Below are 19,100 nucleotides of genomic sequence, written 5' to 3' on the forward strand. Positions count from 1 at the left end.
TTTTCAAAGCATCAGACCCATGACACAAAGCCCTAAGAAAAAACCCGAAGACCTGCGCAGCCAACAATGGTTTGGCCGCCAAGACCGTGATGGCTTTGCCTACCGCAGCTGGGTCAAAGGCAAAGGCGTGCCGCACGACCAATTCGATGGCCGCCCTGTCATTGGCATTTGCAACACCTTCAGCGAACTCACACCTTGCAACTCCCACTTCCGCACGCTGGCCGAGCAAGTGAAGATTGGTGTCTACGAAGCGGGTGGCTTCCCTCTTGAATTTCCTGTGATGTCTTTGGGCGAAACTTTGCTGCGCCCTACCGCCATGCTGTACCGCAACTTGGCGTCCATGGACGTGGAAGAAAGCATTCGCGGCAATCCCGTTGACGGCGTGGTGCTGTTGATGGGTTGCGACAAAACCACCCCTTCTTTGTTGATGGGCGCCTCCAGTGTCGACTTGCCCACCATCGGCGTTTCGGGCGGCCCCATGTTGAACGGCAAATGGCGCGGTCAAGAATTGGGTTCTGGTACCGGCTTGTGGAGCATGAGCGAGCAAGTTCGCGCCGGCACACTCAAACTGCAAGATTTCTTTGAAGCCGAAAGCTGCATGCACCGCAGCCACGGCCACTGCATGACCATGGGCACTGCCAGTACCATGGCCAGCATGGTGGAAGCCTTGGGCATTGGTTTGCCAGGCAATGCGGCCTACCCCGCCGTAGATGGTCGTCGCAATGTATTGGCACGCGAAGCCGGTCGACGCATTGTGGACATGGTTCACCAAGACGTGAAGATTTCGCAAATTTTGACGCGCGAAGCATTTGAAAATGCCATTCGCACCTTGGCCGCCATCGGTGGCTCTACCAATGCGGTGATTCACTTGATTGCCATTGCTCGCCGCTTGAACATCAACCTCACCATTGACGACTTCGAAAAATTGGGCAGCGACATGTCCAACATTTTGAATCTGCAGCCCTCTGGCGAACACTTGATGGAAGACTTCTGCTACGCAGGCGGCCTGCCCGTTGTGATGAAAGAGATTCAACAGTTTTTGCACAAGGACATCTTGACTGTCAGCGGCAAGACTGTGGCCGAAAACGTTGCCAGCGCAGAAAACTACGACCCACGTGTCATCAAAACACTGGCCGCACCTTTCAAAGAAAAAGCGGGCATTGCCATCTTGCGTGGCAACTTGGCACCACGCGGTGCCGTGATCAAACCCAGCGCCGCCACACCGGCCTTAATGGTTCACACCGGGCGTGCAGTGGTGTTTGAAGACAGCGACGATTTCCACAAACGCATTGACGACGAATCCTTGGATGTCGATGAGAACTGCATCTTGGTTTTGAAAAACTGCGGCCCCAAAGGCTACCCAGGCATGGCTGAAGTGGGCAACATGCCCTTGCCACCCAAGGTGCTGCGCAAAGGCATCACCGACATGATTCGCATCAGCGATGCCCGCATGAGCGGTACAGCCTATGGCACCGTTGTCTTGCACACCACCCCAGAAGCCGCTGATGGCGGTCCTTTGGCCGTGGTTCAAAATGGCGACATGATTGAACTCAACGTGCCCGAGCGCAGAATGCAATTGCTCATCAGCGATGACGAATTGAAAGCGCGCTTGGCCAAATGGGTTCGCCCCGAACCACCTTTAAAGTCTGGCTACTGGAAGCTGTATGTCGATACGGTGTTGCAGGCCGACGAAGGTTGCGACCTCGACTTCTTGGTGGGCAAGCGCGGCGCCTTCGTGCCCAAAGACAACCACTGATCAACGAACCTCTATTTTTAGAAAGCATTCATCATGAAATTACTCGTTACCGGTGGCGCAGGATTTGTTGGCGCGCGCTTAGCCCGTGAAATTCTCAAAAAAGGCGAGCTCAATGGCCAAAAAGTCACCGAGCTGCACATTGCCGATTTATTCCCTGCACCCGCCGACTTGTTGGCCGATCCACGCGTCAAAGGCCATGCGGGCCCGATGTTGGAACAAGGCGCTTTGTTTGCCAGTGGTTTTGATGGCGTGTTCCATTTGGCATCTGCGGTATCGGGTGAGTGCGAACAAGACTTTGACTTAGGCATGCGCTCTAACCTGGACAGCACACGTTTGTTGCTCGAAGGTCTGCGCAAAGCCGGCAATGTGCCGCGCCTGGTTTTTGCCAGCTCTGTCGCGGTGTTCGGTCCCGACCCCAGCAACCCCATGCCCGAGCGCGTTGCCGACCACACACTGCCCTCACCTCAGACCTCCTATGGCACTCACAAACTGATGCTGGAGTATCTGATTGCTGACTTCACACGCAAGGGCTTCATCGATGGCCGCTCAGCACGACTCATGACAGTCACCGTTCGCCCAGGCAAACCCAATGGCGCGGCCTCATCCTTCTTCAGTGGCATCATTCGTGAGCCATTGGCGGGCGTAGAGTCCATCTGCCCTGTGGACGAAAACGTGTCACATCCCGTTTCTTCACCCGGAAACACCATCAAAGGTTTAATCACCGTGTTCGAGGCTAGCCGCGAAGCCATGCAAGGTCGTTTGGCATTGAACCTGCCCGGTTTGAATGTGACCGTCAAAGAAATGTTGCAAGCGCTTGAAGATGTCGCTGGCCCTGAAGTTCGTCAGCGCGTCAAGTTTGTGCGCAACGAACAAATTGCCAACATTGTGGCCAACTGGGCTAAAGGAGGGACAGCTGAACGCGCCGCTGCTTTAGGCCTGAAGCCCGACACATCTTTTAAAGACATCGTGCAGCAATACATCGATGATTGCAAGCAGCCTTACTATCCGGCCACCGCCTTGGATGGCTTGAAAAAATAAGCATGCACACATCGCTGCTGGCCTTGGACTGGGGCACCTCCTCTTTGCGAGGCGCACTGCTCAGCAGCGATGGTGTGGTGCTCGACAAACGTGCCTTTCCACAAGGCATTTTGCAAGTGGCCCACGGCCAATTTGCCAATGTATTTGAGCAACGCTTTGGCGATTGGATGAAAGCCGATACGCTGTGCCTGATATCTGGCATGGTCGGTAGCCGGCAAGGATGGCGTGAAGCGCCTTATTGCCCCTGCCCCAGCGGCTTTGAAGACATCGCCCAACATCTGCAGTGGATTGAGAAAGATCGCATTGGCATTGTGCCGGGCTTGTCAACTTGGAACGACCAAACACCCGATGTGATGCGCGGTGAAGAAATTCAAATCTTTGGTGCACTCACGTCACAAAACATCCAAAACGCACAATTTGTATTGCCTGGCACACACAGCAAATGGGCACAGGTGAAAGACCGCAAAATTTCCGCCTTTAAAACCTTCATGACCGGAGAGTTTTACGCCTTGCTCAGCCAGCACTCCATCTTGGCAAAAACATGCTTGCCCGATGCGCCGCTGAAAAAGGAAGTGTTCTTAGAGGGCGTGATGCAAAGTCAACAACCTGGCGGATTGCTGCACCATGCATTTTCAGCCAGAAGCTTGGCCTTGTTTGAAAAGCTCAACCCAGCGCAGTCCAGCAGTTATGTCTCCGGATTGCTCATTGGCGAAGAAATCAAATCGGCCAAGGCTGACCTCATGGCGAATGACACACCCTTGCTGATCTTGGGCAATGGTCAATTGACGCAGCGCTACAGTTTTGCCATGGAGGCTTTGGGTCTCACTGCGCAAGCACTTACCGATGAAGTCACTTGGACCGGCCTTTGGTCGCTGGCTCATCACTTGTACCCCCAAGATTTCATTTAAGCTCAGCACATGACACCTCTGCTCGCTCAATTTCACGCGCACATGGACAAGCTGCCCTTGGTGGCCATCCTGCGCGGTTTGAAACCTGAAGAAGCTTTGGACGTGGGCCGTGCCATTGTGAATGCGGGTTTTCACATCTTTGAAGTCCCCCTCAATTCGCCCGACCCTCTGAAAAGCATTCAAATCTTGGCAGACGCATTTCCCAATGCCTTGGTGGGCGCAGGCACAGTGACCACCGCACAACAAGTGCGTGACATCAAAGCAGCGGGCGGCCGGCTCATCATCTCACCGCACCTGGATGACAACGTGGTGTGCGAAGCCGTCAACTTGGGCTTGATTTCTCTACCTGGCGTTGCAACCCCCTCCGAAGCTTTCAAAGCCATTGCATTGGGTGCGCATGGTCTGAAATTATTTCCAGCAGAAATGATCAGCCCAGCCGTTGTCAAATCCATGCGCGCTGTATTGCCTGGCCACATCCGACTCGTTCCCGTGGGCGGCATTGGCACGCACAACATGGCGGACTACCGCAAGAGTGGTGCATCTGGTTTTGGCATTGGCTCGGCGCTGTATGCGCCTGGCAAGTCAGCACAGGCTGTGGGTGAATCGGCTGCCGCCTTTGTCAAAGCTTGGCAGGCGCCTGCTTAACACCTCGTCCCACTGGGTTTTTTCAATCAGACACAATACGTTTTATGCGATTACTACACACCATGCTTCGCGTTGGCAACCTTCAACGCTCGATCGATTTCTACACCAAGGTGATGGGCATGCAATTGCTCAAAACATCTGAGAACCCCGAGTACAAATACTCGCTGGCCTTTGTTGGTTACGGCAGCAACCCCGACCATGCTGAGCTAGAGCTCACCTACAACTGGGGCGTGGAGTCTTACGACATGGGAACTGCTTACGGCCACTTGGCCATTGCAGTACCCGATGCCTACGAAGCTTGCGAAAAGATTCGCAACGCGGGTGGCAAAGTGACACGTGAAGCCGGTCCTGTGAAAGGTGGCACCACGGTCATTGCCTTCATCACAGACCCCGATGGCTACAAAGTGGAACTGATTCAGCGCAACTTCAGCTGACAAGCTTCACGCGCAAGTTGCTCAATGCGAGGCCAATCGCCTTGAGCCAAAGCATCGGCTGGCACCAACCAAGAGCCGCCGACGCAAGCCACATTGGACAAGCTCAAAAACTCTGAAGCATTCTGAGGTGTGACGCCGCCCGTTGGGCAAAAGCGCACATCAAAGAAGGGGCCGCCCCAGGCTTTCAGCATGGCGGGGCCGCCTGCTTGCATGGCCGGGAAGAATTTCAATTCGGTGTAGCCGTCCTCTTGCGCCATCATGATTTCGCTGCCTGTGGCCACGCCAGGCAACAAAGACAAACCTTGGTCGCGACAGGCTTGACCCAAAGCTGATGTGTAGCCAGGGCTGACAGCAAACTTGGCGCCCGCATTGGCAGCCGCTTTGGCATCGGCCGCACTGCGCACCGTCCCTGCGCCCACCACCGCATCGGGCACTTCTTTGGCAATGGCTTCCATACAAGCCAAAGCTTGAGGGGTGCGCAATGTCACTTCCAACATGCGGATGCCACCGGCCACCAAGGCGCGCGCCATGGGAACGGCATGCGCCACATCGTTCAACACAATGACTGGAATGACGGGGGCGTCTTGCATCACTTGCAAGGCGGTGAACGGTGCATTTACAGCCATGTACAGGCTCCTTCTTCAGCTTTCAGCGCATGCTTGCGCAAATTGGTAAACAGTTCTCTTCCCATGCCGCGGCTGTTGGCCGCTTGCAAATCTATTGGCATGGTAGCGGGAGTTCGTGCATTCCAAGTTTCTGGATCGATCAAAACTTGCAAAGTACCCGCCACCGCATCCAAGCGAATGATGTCGCCATCCAAGACACGCGCAAGGGGCCCACCTGATGCCGCCTCGGGCGACACGTGAATGGCTGCGGGTACTTTGCCTGAAGCACCACTCATCCGGCCATCAGTGACCAAGGCCACTTTGAATCCCTCTCCTTGCAACACAGCCAAGGGCGGCGTGAGTTTGTGCAACTCGGGCATGCCGTTGGCTTGCGGGCCTTGCCAACGCACCACGCACACCACATCTTTGGCCATGTTGCCGGCTTGAAACGCTGCCAACAATTCTTCTTGTGAATTGAACACCTGAGCAGGGGCTTCAATCACATGGAGTGCTTCGGGCACAGCAGACACCTTGATCACACTGCGGCCCAAATTGCCCTGTAACAATCGCAAGCCGCCAGTGGCACTGAACGGCGCTGTAGCAGGCCGCACCACGCTTTCATCTTTTGAGGCGCCAATGTCTTGCCACGCCAGCTGGCCATTCAAAGCAACGGGTGTTTGGGTGAATTCACGAATACCACCGGCACGCACAGTCATCACATCTGCATGCATGAAACCTGCATCCAACAATTCACGAATGACATAACCGGGGCCCCCTGCCGCTTGGAATTGGTTCACGTCGGCACTGCCGTTCGGATACACGCGCGTCAACAAGGGCACCACATCCGACAGCGCAGAGAAATCGTCCCAGTCAATGATCAAGCCAGCCGCTCGGGCCACAGCCACCCAGTGAATCAGGTGATTGGTGGAGCCGCCCGTGGCCAACAAAGCCACCATCGCGTTGACGATACAACGCTCGTCCACCAACTTGCCGATGGGCGTGAATTGCTTGGCTTTGACCAACTTCAAAACAGTGCGCACCGATTCACGAGTCAGCTCACTGCGCAGGCCATCACCCGGATTGACAAACGCTGTGCCAGGGACATGCAGACCCATGGCTTCCAAAAGCATTTGGTTGCTGTTGGCAGTGCCATAAAAAGTGCACGTGCCTTCACCGTGATAGGCGGCAGATTCTGCTTGAAGCAATTCTGCGCGGCCCACCAAGCCTTGGGCCGCTTGTTCACGAACTTTGGATTTTTCATTGTTCGACAAGCCACTGACCATCGGACCTGCAGGAACAAAGACTGTGGGCAGATGACCAAAGTGCAAAGCACCAATCAGCAAGCCCGGTACAATTTTGTCGCACACACCCAGCATCAAGGCGGCATCAAAAACGTCGTGACTCAGTGCCACGGAAGTCGACATGGCAATCACATCACGGCTGAACAAGCTCAGCTCCATGCCTGGCGTGCCTTGCGTCACACCATCGCACATGGCCGGCACACCACCTGCCACTTGGGCTGTGGCGCCCCACTTGCGCGCTTCGTCTTTCACCACATCGGGGTAATGCTGAAAAGGGGCATGCGCTGACAACAGGTCGTTGTAGGCCGTCACCACACCGATGTTGGGACCGCGCTCTGTGACACTCACCACAGGAATGGCCGCCAAGCCCGAAGCTTTCGATTTGTCGGCCGGCGGCATGGCGGCAAATGCGTGCGCCACATTGGCACAGCCAAGCCGATCAGCGCCGGGTTTGCGTGCGGCGGCTTCTTCGACTTGCTGCAGGTAAGCAGCACGACTCGCTTGGCTGCGCCGGGCAATGCGGGCAGTCACTTGGGCTACGGTGGCATTCAGGGTCATAAGAGTTTGATTCAATTGAAAGACGGCTTGTAACTTTGTTACATAACGAATGGTAACTCCTCATCCCCCTCTTTGGTGCATTCACAGTTACAGATCAGTTACGAATTTTCTCAAGACAGCAACTGGCAAGCTCTGGTTTACCCTCAAAATAGACGCACTACATGTTGCCCAACACTTTGAAATTCAACAGCCCTCCTCTTGGCATGCGAGCCGACCAAGCCCTCTGCGAACCCACCCAAGAAGCCTTGCTGACGCAGTGGCCTGCGTCACAGGATTTGTGGGTATTTGGTTACGCCTCCCTCATTTGGCGGCCAGAGTTTGAAGTCTTGGAGCAACACCTCACCAAGGTTCAAGGCTGGCACCGCGCCTTGAAAATGTGGAGTCGTTTAAACCGCGGTACACCCGAGTGCCCAGGCTTGGTCTTTGCCCTGCTCTCGGGTGGCAGTTGCCAGGGCATGGTTTTCAGAACGCCTGCCGCCGATGTGAAGCAAACCATCGAAAAACTTTGGTTTCGTGAAATGCCCAACAGTGTTTACACACCGCGTTGGTTGCAGTGCCCAACACCTCAAGGCCCCGTCAATGCCTTGGCTTTCACTCTGCCACGCAAAAGTCCAAGCTTCACTGGCGACCTAAGCCCTTCTCAATACAGGCACATCTTTCAACATGCCAAAGGCCGCTACGGCACCACCTTAGACTACGCCCAAGAAACACTGAACAGCTTGCAACAACACGGCATTCAAGACAAAGCTTTGGCAGCTTTGCTCGAACATGCCAAGGACTGAATCATGAACATCGCAGATCTGCGTAAAAGTTACGAAAAAGCCGAGTTGAGTGAAGACGCTTCGGATGCCAATCCCTTGAAGCAATTTGAGCGCTGGCTCAACGAAGCCATTCAATCCGAAGTGCCGGAACCCAACGCCATGACCGTGGCCACTGTGGCCAGCAACCTGCGTCCCAGCACCCGCGTGGTGTTGATCAAAGGCTATGACGAGCGCGGCATCGTTTGGTACACCAATTACGACAGCCGAAAAGGCCGTGAGTTGGCTGGCAACCCTTTTGCAGCTTTGCAATTTCACTGGGTTGAATTGGAGCGTGTGGTGCGAATTGAAGGTCGCATGGAAAAAATCAGCGACGAAGAAAGCGATGCTTACTTTCACAGCCGTCCGCTGGACTCGCGCATTGGCGCGTGGGCCTCACCGCAAAGTCAGGTGATTGAAGGTCGCACTGTGTTGGTGACCAATGCGGCCAAGTACGCTGCGCAGTTTATGCTGAACCCACCTCGCCCACCGCACTGGGGCGGCTACCGCTTGGTGCCCGATGAATGGCAATTTTGGCAAGGGCGCAAAAGCCGTCTGCACGATCGACTGCGCTATCGTTTGAATGAAGGCGAATGGTTGCGGGAGCGTTTGGCGCCTTAAGCCGGCAGCATGGGCAGCAATGCCATGACCAAGGTGACGCTGACCAATGCCAGCGCGGTGGACACTGCAACAGCGGCGGTCACCACATCCTCTTCCTTTTGATAACGCTGCGAAAACAAAAACACATTGGCACCAATGGGCAACGCAGCGGCCACCACCATCACCGTCAGGTGCAAGCCGCGCATGCCCATGGCATAGCCGGCTGCGGCCATGAGCATGGGGTGCACAAACGTTTTCACCACAGAAATCTTCATGGCGCCCATGAAGTTTTCACCCACGGGGGTTTGCGCCAACGTAATGCCCACCAACACCAAGGCCACAGGGCCAAATGATGCACCCAACAATTGCAAAGGCTTGTCCACAATGGGGTGCAGGCCCCAGCCTGTTTGTGCATAAATGAGCCCAATCAAAATAGGCAAAGGCACTGGGTGCAACACCGCATTTTTCATCGCCATGCCCACCGTTTTGAGCATGTGCCGAGTTTCACCATGTTCAGCCGCATGTTCATATGCCATTTGCAATTCCAGCACCACGGTGGCCATGGTGAGCAACACCAAGGCATGCAAAGAAATCAGGGTGAACAGCAACACTTGACCAGGCTCGCCATAGGCCAAACCAATGAGGGGCACGCCAATCATGAGGGTGTTGCTGAAGATACTGGCCAGCGCCAACACCGAGGCACGAGAATCACGGCCATACATCATCAGCATGATGAAAAACAAAGCACTCGCCACCACAAAATATTGGAAGACGGGTCGCAAGTCCAAAGTTTCCAGATGCACAGAACTCATGGTTCTGAAGAGCAAGGCTTGCGCCAACACCAGAAACACCAAATTGGTCAAATCACGGACCGCGTCTTGCCGAACCAATTTGGCGCGACCCGCCACAAAGCCCATCGAGATCAAAAAGACAACTGGCAGCAGGGACGATAAAACAGGATGTTCAAAATTCATGACCCCCTGATTATCAGTGCGTCATGCATCCCTGCTGGCCAAGTGCTGATTTAAAAAGTCGCCATCACGCCCAATTTGAAACTTCTGCCAGGCAAAGGGGATTTGCCAGGTGCCGTGGTCGTCAAAATGGATGTGGCGCTGTAAGCCCATTGATTGCTGGCGTTGTCGAGCTTGGCAAACCAATTCAAAGCGGCACCCGACACCTTTTGCTTGTAACTCACAAAACCATGCCACAAGGTGTAGGCCGCTGTGGCCGCAGCGCCTGTGGGCACGCGGTCTTGTGCCGCATACCAATCAAAGCCCCAATCGGCACGCCACGGGCCAGTGGTGTGAATCAATTTGGCACCCAAGCGAACGGGCGAAATTCTGGGCAAGGGTTCGTTGACACTGAGGTTCTGTGCCCGCACCGCATCGGCCTTGAGCGCCAAGTCCAAGCTGCTGGTGGACTGCAGCAATCGCCATTGCGCTGCCGTCTCAAAGCCTGTGAACTTGGCGCGCACGCCTTGGTACTTTTGTACTGGCAGGCCGTCTTCCACTTCCAAGGTGCTCATCAAACCAATGAAATTGGAAAACTGGCTTTGAAATGCTGTGATCTTGAATTGATGGGGCCCCTGCTGCCAGTCTGCAGTGAGATCGATGCTGTTGGCCTTTTCTAAACCTAAATTGGCATCGCCTTTTTCCCATGCGGCCGTTGCCACGTGCGGGCCATTGGCAAACAACTCATAGTCCTTGGGTGCACGTTGAACCTGTGACACATTGGTGCTGAGACGCCATTGAGGCATCCATTGCCAAGACGCAGAAGCAGCCACACTTTGCGGCGAAAACTTGCGCTGCCCCACTTCAAAACGGTCTACGCTTGGATCTGGATTGCCCAGCGATGCCACCGTCACATTTTCTTTGCGCGCACCCACATTGAATAGCAAGTCGTTCAAAGCATATTCTTCAAACACAAACGCCGCGGTGCTTCGGGTATGGCTGAAAGGTGCAAAGGCCTCTGTACCATTGGCAGAGAATTTACCTTGTTCCGATTGCAAGCCCCAAACGCCTTCCCATGTGCCAGCGCCCAGACGCCAAGGTTTGTGGCGCAGCTGAACACGGACATCATGTCCTTGGTTTGCAAACAAGGTGCCTGGTGCACCTGCATCGAATTCAGTGTGCTTGTAATCTGTTTGGCTGGCTTGAAAATTGATTTGTTGGAAGAGACTGGAATCGGGTCGCCACTCACCTTCTAAGGCTGCGTGCTTTGAACGCATCCCAATGGTCACTTCGTCCTCGGCCACCGTGCCGTAGTTGCTTTGGTACTCACTGAGCGACATGCCCACATGACCACGCTCTAAAAACAGGCTGGCACCCACGGCACCACCTTGAGAATCACTTGCGGAATTGCAAATGCGTGAAGTGAGTTCGGGGGCACCTGGTTTGCCGCATGGCAAGTTGCGAGGCACCTTCACATCCTTGGTATGTCGATCAAATGCGTCCGCATGGAATACCCAAGCGCCTTGCCCCACTTCCAGCATCGCACCCTTAGAACGCTCGCCATTGCCAGAGGCCCATTGAGTTTGCGCTTTGCCCGCAATGCCTTGCATGGGTTGGCGGGGAATGCGGTTGTCGATGACATTGACCACACCCCCCATGGCGCTACCGCCGTATTGCAAGGCGGCAGGTCCGCGCAACACTTCAATGCGCTCGGTGGTCAGCACATCCGTCGGCACTGCATGGTCATAACTGAGCGAAGAAACATCCATGCTGGCGCCACTGTTGTTGAGCACACGAATGCGATCACCGTCAAAACCGCGAATGATGGGCCGGCTGGCATTGGGTCCAAAGTAAGTGCTGCTGACACCTGGCAGTTGATTCAAGGTTTCGCCCAAGGTACTTTGCCCCTGCTGCAGCAATGACTGCCCCGACAAACTGCTCACGGCATTGAGGCTTTGAGATTTAGACAATGGATTGCCAGTGATGACCACTTCCTGCACGGCTTGCGCCAAGACAGCAGGCACAAAAACACCATGACCTATCAGCACCACGGCGGATGCTGAAACCGACAATAAGGCATTGCAAGGCGCACGCATGACGCCTTGTCGAGAAGAAATTTTGAACATGAAAAACCTTTGAAAATGAACAAGCACTCAAGCCTTGGCTTGAGCAACTTCAAACATGATTCAAAGGCTGGTGGGCGGTGCGCGCGCAGAGAATGCCAGTGTGAGCGCCACATTACGTTGCGCAAACTGACCAGAAATGAACAAGGTCTCAGGCTGTTCAAACTGTAGCGTGAGGGCTGCTGACTGTGGTCCCTCATCGGATGCCAAATGGTCTAAGGCTTGGCAGACCAAGGAGCCTTCAGTGTGCTCACTGAAGAGTGATTGTTCAGAAAAGGCTGTGGACTTTAAACCGTGAATTGTCTTGTGAATTTGCCCCCAAACAGGCGCAAGCATGACCGCACTGATCAACAGTGCTTGCAACAAGCAGCGCAGTTTGGTTTGAATTCTCAAGGCGTTTTGGTCCACTCAGAAAAGGTCTTTTTGAACTTCCAAACCTTGGGGGCCGCCACAGCCATGCAGTAGCCCTGCGTTGGATTGCGCTCAAAGAAATCTTGGTGATAGTCTTCCGCGGCACTGTAGTTATCCAAGGGCAACACCTCTGTCACCACGGATGCGTCAAAAACCCCCTCCGCTTCGATTTCAGCGATGATAGCTTTGGCAACTTCAGCTTGATCTGGGGTGGTGAAATAAATGCCGCTGCGATATTGCGTGCCACGGTCATTACCTTGACGGTTCAAGGTGGTGGGGTCGTGAATGACAAAGAAAATCTCGAGCAAGGTTCGGGTGCTGATGACTTGCGGGTCGTACACCAACTTCACCACCTCGTTGTGCCCAGTTGTGCCTGAGCAAACTTGCTCGTAGGTGGGGTTGCGGGTTTGACCGTTGGAATAGCCGGACTCCACATCCAAGACACCTTTAACTTGAACGAACACCGCTTCGGTGCACCAGAAGCAGCCACCGCCAAGGACCAAGGTTTGCGCATGAGTAGGAATTTGCATGCGTTCATTCTGACCCAAAACGGCCGCTCCTAAGCTAAAACCCCGCCATAAGAAGGCACATGTCACCGCCTCAACAGGTTACTCGATGGGACAACTCCATGGAACATTTCGCATGACGATAAAATCCCAACATCTTTAATCTTGGATGGATTGACATCATGAAGCCTAGCTTTCAATGGGACGACGCCTTTTTGCTGAACGAACAACTGAGCGATGACGAACGTGCGATCGTCGACGCAGCGCATAACTTCTGCCAGGAGAAGCTCCAAACCCGCGTATTGATGGCGGCTCGCCATGAAAAATTTGACCGCGAAATCATGAACGAATTTGGCAGCATGGGCTTTTTGGGTTCCACCATTGAAGGCTATGGTTGCGCGGGCTTGAACTATGTCAGCTACGGCTTGGTGGCTCGTGAAGTTGAGCGTGTTGACAGCGGCTACCGCAGCGCCATGAGCGTGCAAAGCTCCTTGGTCATGCACCCCATCAATGAATATGGCTCCGAAGCGCAACGCCAAAAGTATTTGCCCAAGTTGGCCACTGGCGAATGGGTGGGTTGTTTTGGCCTCACAGAACCCAACCATGGCTCTGACCCTGCCAGCATGATCACGCGCGCCAAGCCCGTGGATGGCGGCTTCATCATGAAGGGCGCCAAGATGTGGATTACCAACGCGCCGATCGCTGATGTGTTTGTGGTGTGGGCCAAATTGGAAGGTGAAGGCGACGGTCAGTCCGCCATTCGCGGCTTCATTTTGGAAAAAGGCATGAAGGGCCTGACAGCCCCCAAGATTGAAGGCAAGATGAGCTTGCGCGCCAGCATCACCGGTGAAATTGTCATGGACGATGTGTTTGTGCCCGAAGAAAACATGTTGCCCAATGTGTCAGGCTTGAAAGGCCCCTTCGGTTGCTTGAACAAAGCCCGTTACGGCATTGCCTGGGGCGCTTTGGGTGCCGCAGAAGACTGCTGGCACCGTGCCCGCCAATACACCATGGACCGCGTTCAGTTTGGCCGCCCCTTGGCGCAAAACCAATTGATCCAAAAGAAATTAGCCGACATGCAGACCGAAATCACTTTGGGTCTGCAAGGCTGCTTGCGCGTTGGCCGTTTGATGGACGAAGGCAAATCAGTGCCCGAGATGATCAGCCTGATCAAACGCAACAGCTGCGGCAAGGCCTTGGACGTGGCCCGCATGGCCCGCGACATGCACGGTGGCAACGGCATTCACGACGAATACCATGTCATTCGTCACATGATCAACCTCGAAACCGTCAACACCTACGAAGGCACGCACGATGTGCATGCCCTCATCTTGGGTCGTGCACAAACTGGCCTTCAAGCCTTCTATTGAGATTGCTCAAGCTCTCTCTCAAAAAGACCGCTACGGCGGTCTTTTTTTTGGCCTGTCCTACGCTGAGTGCTTGACGCTCCTAGGCCAAGACCGTACATTACTAACCAACGAGTCATTAAACGTGTCTGAATTACTTTCTCCCCCCAAACGCGAGCGTCGCAAGCAGCATCGCCCAGGTGAATTGCTGGAAGCGGCTTTAGACCTATTTGTTGAAAAAGGCTATGCCGCCACACGTTCCGAAGAAGTGGCCGCCAAAGCGGGTGTGTCCAAAGGCACCCTCTTTTTGTACTTCCCCAGCAAAGAAGAATTGTTCAAAGCGGTGGTGCGAGAAAACGTGGTCAAAACAGTCACCGATGGTGCTCTGGAAGTGGCCAATTTCAAAGGCACCAGCAAAGAGTTGCTGCACTTCCTCATGCGCGAATGGTGGCGAAGGTACGGTGCCACCAAAGCCTCAGGCATTACCAAACTGATCATCAGCGAAGGCAATCACTTCCCAGAACTGGCGGCCTTCTACCAAGATGAAGTCATTACGCCGGCCGTCCGCATTCTCAAAGATGTGCTGCAACGCGGCCGAGACAGTGGCGAATTTAAAAACTTTGACATCGACAGCACCGTGATGGTGATCATTGCGCCCATACTGTTTTTCATCATGTCTAAACATGCCAATGCCATGTGCCTCGCGGGCCAACCCAACACGCCACCCGAAAACTTCATTGCACAGCACGCCGACCTCATTGTGCGTGGGCTTTCCGTCTGAACATCACCATGAACTTTCTTTCAAAACGTGCGCTGATCGCAGCACTGCTCCTCATTGTCTTGGGCGCATCCTTGGGCTATTTCCGCGGTTGGTTTGGCAACACGCGAGTGAACACCAAGGCGCCGCAAACCAACGGGCCCATCAGCATCGAACTGGCACCCACGGATGTTGTCATCGCACAAAAGATCAGCATGACACACGGTCTGCCCATCTCTGGCACCCTCAAGGCAACTCGCAGTGCCATGGTCAAGGCCCGAGTGGCTGGTGAATTGCAGGCCCTTGAAGTTCGCGAAGGCGATGCCGTAGCAGCGGGTCAAGTTCTGGCACGTGTTGACAGCACTGAATATGTTGCGCGGCAAAGACAAGCACAGCAGCAAGCTGAAGCCGCTCGCGCCCAGGTCGAGGTGGCGCAGCGCCAATTCGACAACAACAATGCCTTGGTCAGCCAAGGTTTCATTTCTAAAACGGCCTTGGATACCTCCATCGCCAATTTGAATGGCGCCAAAGCAACTTACCAAGCCGCCATGTCGGCTTTGGATGTGGCCACCAAAGCCGTGGACGATTGCATCCTGAGGGCCCCACTCAGTGGCCTGATCAGCCAACGCTTGGCTCAGCCAGGTGAACGTGTTTCACCCGAAGCGCGCATCGTTGAAATTGTTGACTTGTCACAATTGGAATTGGAAGCAAGCCTCACGTCGACCGATGCATTGAATGTGAAGGTGGGACAAACCGCCAAGTTGTTCATTGAGAACAGCAACCAATCGGTCACCGCCAAAGTTCTGCGCATCAACCCCAGCACGCAAGTGGGCAGCCGAAGCGTCTTGGTCTATTTAGGACTCAGTTCACACCCCCTGCTCCGCCATGGCATTTTTGTTCAGGGCAGTTTGGGAACGCAAAAGATTCAAGCCGTGGTAGTGCCTCTCGAGAGCGTGCGCAACGACAAAACAGAACCCTATGTGCAGACGCTTCAAAATGGCAAAGTGGTGCATGTGAAAGTGGCCACAGGGCTCAAGGGTGAGGTAGAAGGAAAAGCCGTGATGGCCTTGAACGAACTGAATGAAGGTACTCAAGTTTTGGCCCCCAGTGCGGGTACTGTTCGCGATGGCACCTTGGTCACACTCAACAGCAGCAAGCCCTGAGCTTTTAAAGGTCCCCTCTCATGTGGTTCACCAGGATCAGTCTGAAGAATCCGGTTTTTGCAACCATGATCATGCTCGCCTTTGTGGTGATGGGCCTGTTTGCATTCCAACGCCTGAAAGTCGATCAGTTTCCCAACATTGACTTGCCCGTGGTGGTGGTCATCACTGAGTACCCCGGCGCTTCACCCGAAATCGTCGAGAGCGAAGTGACCAAGAAGATTGAGGAAAGCGTCAACACCATTGCGGGCATCAGCGCCCTCACTTCACGCAGCTACGAAACGCAATCGGTGGTGGTGATTGAGTTTCAACTCAACATGGATGGCCGCAAAGCAGCCGACGATGTGCGAGAAAAAGTGGCAGCCATTCGCCCCATGTTGCGTGATGAGGTCAAAGAACCGCGCATCATTCGCTTTGACCCCACCAGCAAAGCCATTTGGTCACTTGCGGTGATTCCAGAAGTGCGCAGCGGCGGCACAAGTACCAGCTTGGTCGAGCTCACCAACTATGCCGAACAAGTCTTAAAGAAGCGCCTTGAAAACATTCGCGGTGTGGGCGCAGTCAATGTGATTGGCGGCAGCCGCCGTGAAATCAACATTTATTTGCGCCCCGACGCCATGGAAGCCCTGGGCGTTAGCGCCGATCAAATTGCCAATGCCGTTCGCAACGAAAACCAAGACCTGCCCGTAGGAGCCCTCCGCTCTTTCACACAAGAACGCGTGATTCAAATTCAATCGCGCGTGAAACGGCCTGAAGATTTTGGCAACATCATTGTGGCGCGCAAGGGCAATACGCCTGTGCGCTTGTCACAGGTCGCGCAAGTGAAAGACGGCGCGCAAGAAATTGAGAACATGGCGCTTTACAACGGCGAACGCACCTTGTTGCTCACAGTGCAAAAGGCGCAAGATGCCAACACCATTGAGGTGGTCGATGGCCTCATGGGCTCCCTCAAAGAGTTGCGCAAACAAGTGCCTGCCGACATTCGACTCGAACCCGTGTCCGATGGCTCACGGCAAATTCGCGTAGCGGTTGACAACGTTCGCAGAACCCTGATTGAAGGCGCACTGCTCACCATTCTGATTGTGTTCTTGTTCTTGAATTCTTGGCGCTCCACCGTCATCACCGGCCTCACCTTGCCCATCTCGCTGATTGGTACTTTTTGGTTCATGAACATGTTTGGTTTCACCATCAACATGGTCACTTTGATGGCTTTGTCGCTTTGTGTCGGCCTGCTGATTGACGATGCCATTGTGGTGCGAGAAAACATCGTACGGCACGTGCAGATGGGCAAAAATGCCTACGACGCCGCCATGATTGGCACGCAAGAAATTGGCTTGGCTGTGCTGGCCACCACCTTGTCCATCGTGGCTGTTTTCTTACCGATTGGCTTCATGGAAGGCATCATCGGCAAGTTCTTCCATGAGTTTGGCATCACCATTGTGGCGGCCGTTTTGATCTCCATGTTTGTGAGCTTCACATTGGACCCCATGCTCTCCAGTGTCTGGCACGACCCCAGCATCCACCAACACGACAAGCCTGCAGGCACTTTGAATTGGTACGATCGCAGCATTGGCCGTGTGACGCATTGGTTTGAACTGCAAACCGACCGCATGGCCGATCGCTACCAACACATGCTGGCCTGGGCGCTGAAACACAAGCGCAGTACCTTGCTCTTGGCTGTTGGCATTTTCGTCGCTAGCATCTTGATGGTGCCCTTGCTAGGCACCGAGTTTGTTCCCAAAGGTGATTACTCCGAAACCACCTTGAGCTTTCAAACGCCAGTGGGCACCTCACTTGAAAGCACCGCCTTGAAGGCCAAGCAAGTGGAAGCCATCGTGCGTGAATTTCCAGAAGTGCAGTACACCCTCACGGGCATGAACACCCCCAACGCGCAGGGCAAAAACAACGCCAGCATTTACATCCGTCTGGTCGATCGGAAATTGCGTCAACGCAGTGTCGAAGACATTTCCATTTTGTTGCGCGAGCGGCTTTCCAAGATTGCAGGCATCACCGTGACACACGTGGGCATTTTGGACAGCGTGGGTGGCAACAAACAAATTGAGTTTTCAATTCAAGGCCCCGATCAGCGCGAACTCGAGCGCATCACATTGAAACTGATGGACCGATTCCGTGCCATCCCCGGACTGGTCGATTTGGACAGCAGTGTCAAAGCCAACAAACCCACCATTGCAATTCAAGTGATGCGCGAATCGGCCTCCGACCTGGGATGGAGCGCTGCCAGTTTGGCCAATGGCTTGCGAACTTTGGTGGCAGGTCAAACGGTTGGCAATTGGCGCGCCCCAGATGACCAAACCTATGATGTCAATGTGCGACTGGCACCAGACTTCCGCAACAGCCCCCAAGATTTAGAGCGCCTGCCGTTCAATGTAGCTTCAACGGACGGTCAAACGCGCATCGTTCGTCTTGGTCAAATTGCACAAGTTCAAGAGACCACGGGCTCCAATCAAATCAACCGTCGCGACATGGTGCGCGAGGTGGCCATCAACGCCAACGCCTCGCTTCGTTCGGCGGGTGAAATTTCTGCGGACATTCGCAAAATTTTGGACTCTGTGGCCTGGCCACCCGGCTACCGCTATCAATTTGGCGGCTCGACCAAAAGCATGAACGAGTCTTTCCAATATGCCACTACCGCGCTCTTGATGGCGGTCATTTTCATTTACATGATCCTGGCCAGCCAGTTCAAGAGCTTCTTGCAGCCTTTGGCACTGATGACTTCCTTGCCGCTGACACTCATTGGCGTGGTCTTGGCCCTGATGGCCTTCGGCTCGGCCCTGTCCATGTTCTCGGTCATTGGGGTGGTGATGCTGATGGGCTTGGTGACCAAAAATGCCATTTTGCTGGTCGACTTTGCCATCCGTGCCCGCGAAGGTGGGGTTTCGGACACAGGACAGCCAGTGGCCGGGCTTGATCGCACTGAAGCCCTGTTGATGGCTGCCCGTGTCAGGTTGCGCCCCATTTTGATGACCACCTTGGCCATGATTTTCGGCATGATGCCCTTGGCTTTTGCCATCACCGAGGGCTCGGAACAACGCTCCCCCATGGGTCAAGCCGTCATTGGCGGCGTGATCACCTCCTCCTTGTTGACCTTGGTGGTGGTGCCGGTGGTTTACTGCTACATGGACGATTTGAGTGAATTTTTAAAGCGACTGTGGTCCGGCAAGCAAAAAGGCACGTCTTAAGCCCC

General features: G+C 54.4%; 17 protein-coding genes. 11 read left to right on the plus strand and 6 right to left on the minus strand.

The window, feature by feature from the left end; all coding sequences use genetic code 11:
• The first annotated feature begins 19 nt into the window (after positions 1–19).
• Genes B9Z46_RS02865 through gloA form a run of 5 tightly spaced genes read left to right on the plus strand, consistent with a single transcriptional unit; the run spans position 20 to position 4,781 of the window.
• Positions 20–1,756, plus strand: coding sequence for an IlvD/Edd family dehydratase (locus B9Z46_RS02865; RefSeq protein ID WP_055360289.1), 1,737 nt, complete (start codon positions 20–22; stop codon positions 1,754–1,756).
• Between the two features lie 33 nt (positions 1,757–1,789).
• Positions 1,790–2,794 carry a D-erythronate dehydrogenase gene (denD, locus tag B9Z46_RS02870; RefSeq protein ID WP_108254455.1) on the plus strand — a complete coding sequence of 335 codons (1,005 nt, stop codon included), beginning with the start codon at positions 1,790–1,792 and terminating at the stop codon, positions 2,792–2,794.
• Positions 2,795–2,796: 2 nt separating this feature from the next.
• Positions 2,797–3,702: a 2-dehydro-3-deoxygalactonokinase gene (locus B9Z46_RS02875; protein ID WP_108254456.1), complete on the plus strand. Its 906-nt coding sequence runs from the start codon at positions 2,797–2,799 to the stop codon at positions 3,700–3,702.
• Between the two features lie 9 nt (positions 3,703–3,711).
• Positions 3,712–4,347, plus strand: a complete 636-nt coding sequence (locus B9Z46_RS02880) for a 2-dehydro-3-deoxy-6-phosphogalactonate aldolase (RefSeq protein WP_108254457.1) — start codon at positions 3,712–3,714, stop codon at positions 4,345–4,347.
• A gap of 44 nt (positions 4,348–4,391) precedes the next feature.
• The gene (gloA, locus tag B9Z46_RS02885) at positions 4,392–4,781 is read left to right on the plus strand and encodes a lactoylglutathione lyase (protein WP_055360285.1); all 390 of its coding nucleotides are present in this window, start codon (positions 4,392–4,394) and stop codon (positions 4,779–4,781) included.
• On the opposite strand, the gene eda is transcribed toward gloA, so the two are convergent.
• Together eda and edd are read right to left on the minus strand one after the other, a co-directional pair.
• Positions 4,763–5,407 (minus strand): bifunctional 4-hydroxy-2-oxoglutarate aldolase/2-dehydro-3-deoxy-phosphogluconate aldolase, encoded by a 645-nt coding sequence (eda, locus tag B9Z46_RS02890; RefSeq protein WP_108254458.1) that lies wholly within the window; start codon positions 5,405–5,407, stop codon positions 4,763–4,765. The two genes, gloA and eda, sit on opposite strands and share 19 nt — an antisense overlap.
• The gene (gene edd / locus B9Z46_RS02895; RefSeq protein ID WP_108254459.1) at positions 5,398–7,245 is read right to left on the minus strand and encodes a phosphogluconate dehydratase; all 1,848 of its coding nucleotides are present in this window, start codon (positions 7,243–7,245) and stop codon (positions 5,398–5,400) included. Before edd ends, eda begins: the two co-directional genes overlap by 10 nt.
• A 203-nt stretch (positions 7,246–7,448) precedes the next feature.
• Here edd and B9Z46_RS02900 point away from each other — a divergent pair, with 203 nt between their 5' ends.
• The gene (locus B9Z46_RS02900; RefSeq protein WP_108254847.1) at positions 7,449–8,027 is read left to right on the plus strand and encodes a gamma-glutamylcyclotransferase; all 579 of its coding nucleotides are present in this window, start codon (positions 7,449–7,451) and stop codon (positions 8,025–8,027) included.
• A 3-nt stretch (positions 8,028–8,030) separates the two neighbouring features.
• On the plus strand, positions 8,031–8,663 hold the full coding sequence (gene pdxH, locus B9Z46_RS02905) for a pyridoxamine 5'-phosphate oxidase (RefSeq protein WP_055360282.1): 633 nt from the start codon (positions 8,031–8,033) through the stop codon (positions 8,661–8,663).
• Here the strand turns inward: pdxH and B9Z46_RS02910 are convergent.
• Genes B9Z46_RS02910 through msrA form a run of 4 tightly spaced genes read right to left on the minus strand, consistent with a single transcriptional unit; the run spans position 8,660 to position 12,656 of the window.
• Positions 8,660–9,616, minus strand: coding sequence for an AEC family transporter (locus B9Z46_RS02910; RefSeq protein WP_108254460.1), 957 nt, complete (start codon positions 9,614–9,616; stop codon positions 8,660–8,662). The two genes, pdxH and B9Z46_RS02910, sit on opposite strands and share 4 nt — an antisense overlap.
• Positions 9,617–9,666: 50 nt before the next feature.
• A complete protein-coding gene (locus B9Z46_RS02915; protein ID WP_082466740.1) occupies positions 9,667–11,718 on the minus strand; it encodes a TonB-dependent receptor in 2,052 nt (683 codons plus the stop codon).
• Between the two features lie 60 nt (positions 11,719–11,778).
• Positions 11,779–12,108 (minus strand): hypothetical protein, encoded by a 330-nt coding sequence (locus tag B9Z46_RS02920; protein WP_158268389.1) that lies wholly within the window; start codon positions 12,106–12,108, stop codon positions 11,779–11,781.
• On the minus strand, positions 12,105–12,656 hold the full coding sequence (gene msrA, locus B9Z46_RS02925; protein WP_055360279.1) for a peptide-methionine (S)-S-oxide reductase MsrA: 552 nt from the start codon (positions 12,654–12,656) through the stop codon (positions 12,105–12,107). Before msrA ends, B9Z46_RS02920 begins: the two co-directional genes overlap by 4 nt.
• A 158-nt stretch (positions 12,657–12,814) precedes the next feature.
• Between msrA and B9Z46_RS02930 the strand changes: the two genes are divergently transcribed.
• The 4 genes from B9Z46_RS02930 to B9Z46_RS02945 all read left to right on the plus strand — a co-directional run bounded on the left by B9Z46_RS02930 (position 12,815) and on the right by B9Z46_RS02945 (position 19,095).
• Entirely contained in the window at positions 12,815–14,002 is a 1,188-nt protein-coding gene (locus B9Z46_RS02930; protein WP_108254462.1) for an acyl-CoA dehydrogenase, read from the plus strand.
• Positions 14,003–14,123: 121 nt separating this feature from the next.
• Complete coding sequence (locus B9Z46_RS02935; protein ID WP_233245890.1) at positions 14,124–14,759, plus strand: TetR/AcrR family transcriptional regulator; 636 nt, start codon at positions 14,124–14,126, stop codon at positions 14,757–14,759.
• 8 nt (positions 14,760–14,767) lie between these two features.
• Complete coding sequence (locus B9Z46_RS02940; RefSeq protein WP_108254464.1) at positions 14,768–15,898, plus strand: efflux RND transporter periplasmic adaptor subunit; 1,131 nt, start codon at positions 14,768–14,770, stop codon at positions 15,896–15,898.
• 20 nt (positions 15,899–15,918) lie between these two features.
• The gene (locus B9Z46_RS02945) at positions 15,919–19,095 is read left to right on the plus strand and encodes an efflux RND transporter permease subunit (RefSeq protein WP_108254465.1); all 3,177 of its coding nucleotides are present in this window, start codon (positions 15,919–15,921) and stop codon (positions 19,093–19,095) included.
• The last annotated feature ends 5 nt before the right edge of the window (positions 19,096–19,100 follow it).

It is taken from the genome of Limnohabitans sp. Hippo4 (genome assembly GCF_003063605.1).
Lineage (GTDB): Bacteria > Pseudomonadota > Gammaproteobacteria > Burkholderiales > Burkholderiaceae_C > Limnohabitans_A.

Excerpts from the sequence above, each read along its gene's own strand:
- B9Z46_RS02945 (WP_108254465.1), top strand. The coding sequence starts at position 15,919 with ATGTGGTTCACCAGGATCAGTCTGAAGAATCCGGTTTTTGCAACCATG.
- B9Z46_RS02865 (WP_055360289.1), top strand. The coding sequence starts at position 20 with ATGACACAAAGCCCTAAGAAAAAACCCGAAGACCTGCGCAGCCAACAA.
- B9Z46_RS02880 (WP_108254457.1), top strand. The coding sequence starts at position 3,712 with ATGACACCTCTGCTCGCTCAATTTCACGCGCACATGGACAAGCTGCCC.
- pdxH (WP_055360282.1), top strand. The coding sequence starts at position 8,031 with ATGAACATCGCAGATCTGCGTAAAAGTTACGAAAAAGCCGAGTTGAGT.
- B9Z46_RS02910 (WP_108254460.1), bottom strand. The coding sequence starts at position 9,616 with ATGAATTTTGAACATCCTGTTTTATCGTCCCTGCTGCCAGTTGTCTTT.
- B9Z46_RS02940 (WP_108254464.1), top strand. The coding sequence starts at position 14,768 with ATGAACTTTCTTTCAAAACGTGCGCTGATCGCAGCACTGCTCCTCATT.
- eda (WP_108254458.1), bottom strand. The coding sequence starts at position 5,407 with ATGGCTGTAAATGCACCGTTCACCGCCTTGCAAGTGATGCAAGACGCC.
- B9Z46_RS02875 (WP_108254456.1), top strand. The coding sequence starts at position 2,797 with ATGCACACATCGCTGCTGGCCTTGGACTGGGGCACCTCCTCTTTGCGA.
- edd (WP_108254459.1), bottom strand. The coding sequence starts at position 7,245 with ATGACCCTGAATGCCACCGTAGCCCAAGTGACTGCCCGCATTGCCCGG.
- B9Z46_RS02915 (WP_082466740.1), bottom strand. The coding sequence starts at position 11,718 with ATGTTCAAAATTTCTTCTCGACAAGGCGTCATGCGTGCGCCTTGCAAT.
- denD (WP_108254455.1), top strand. The coding sequence starts at position 1,790 with ATGAAATTACTCGTTACCGGTGGCGCAGGATTTGTTGGCGCGCGCTTA.
- msrA (WP_055360279.1), bottom strand. The coding sequence starts at position 12,656 with ATGCAAATTCCTACTCATGCGCAAACCTTGGTCCTTGGCGGTGGCTGC.
- gloA (WP_055360285.1), top strand. The coding sequence starts at position 4,392 with ATGCGATTACTACACACCATGCTTCGCGTTGGCAACCTTCAACGCTCG.
- B9Z46_RS02900 (WP_108254847.1), top strand. The coding sequence starts at position 7,449 with ATGCGAGCCGACCAAGCCCTCTGCGAACCCACCCAAGAAGCCTTGCTG.
- B9Z46_RS02930 (WP_108254462.1), top strand. The coding sequence starts at position 12,815 with ATGAAGCCTAGCTTTCAATGGGACGACGCCTTTTTGCTGAACGAACAA.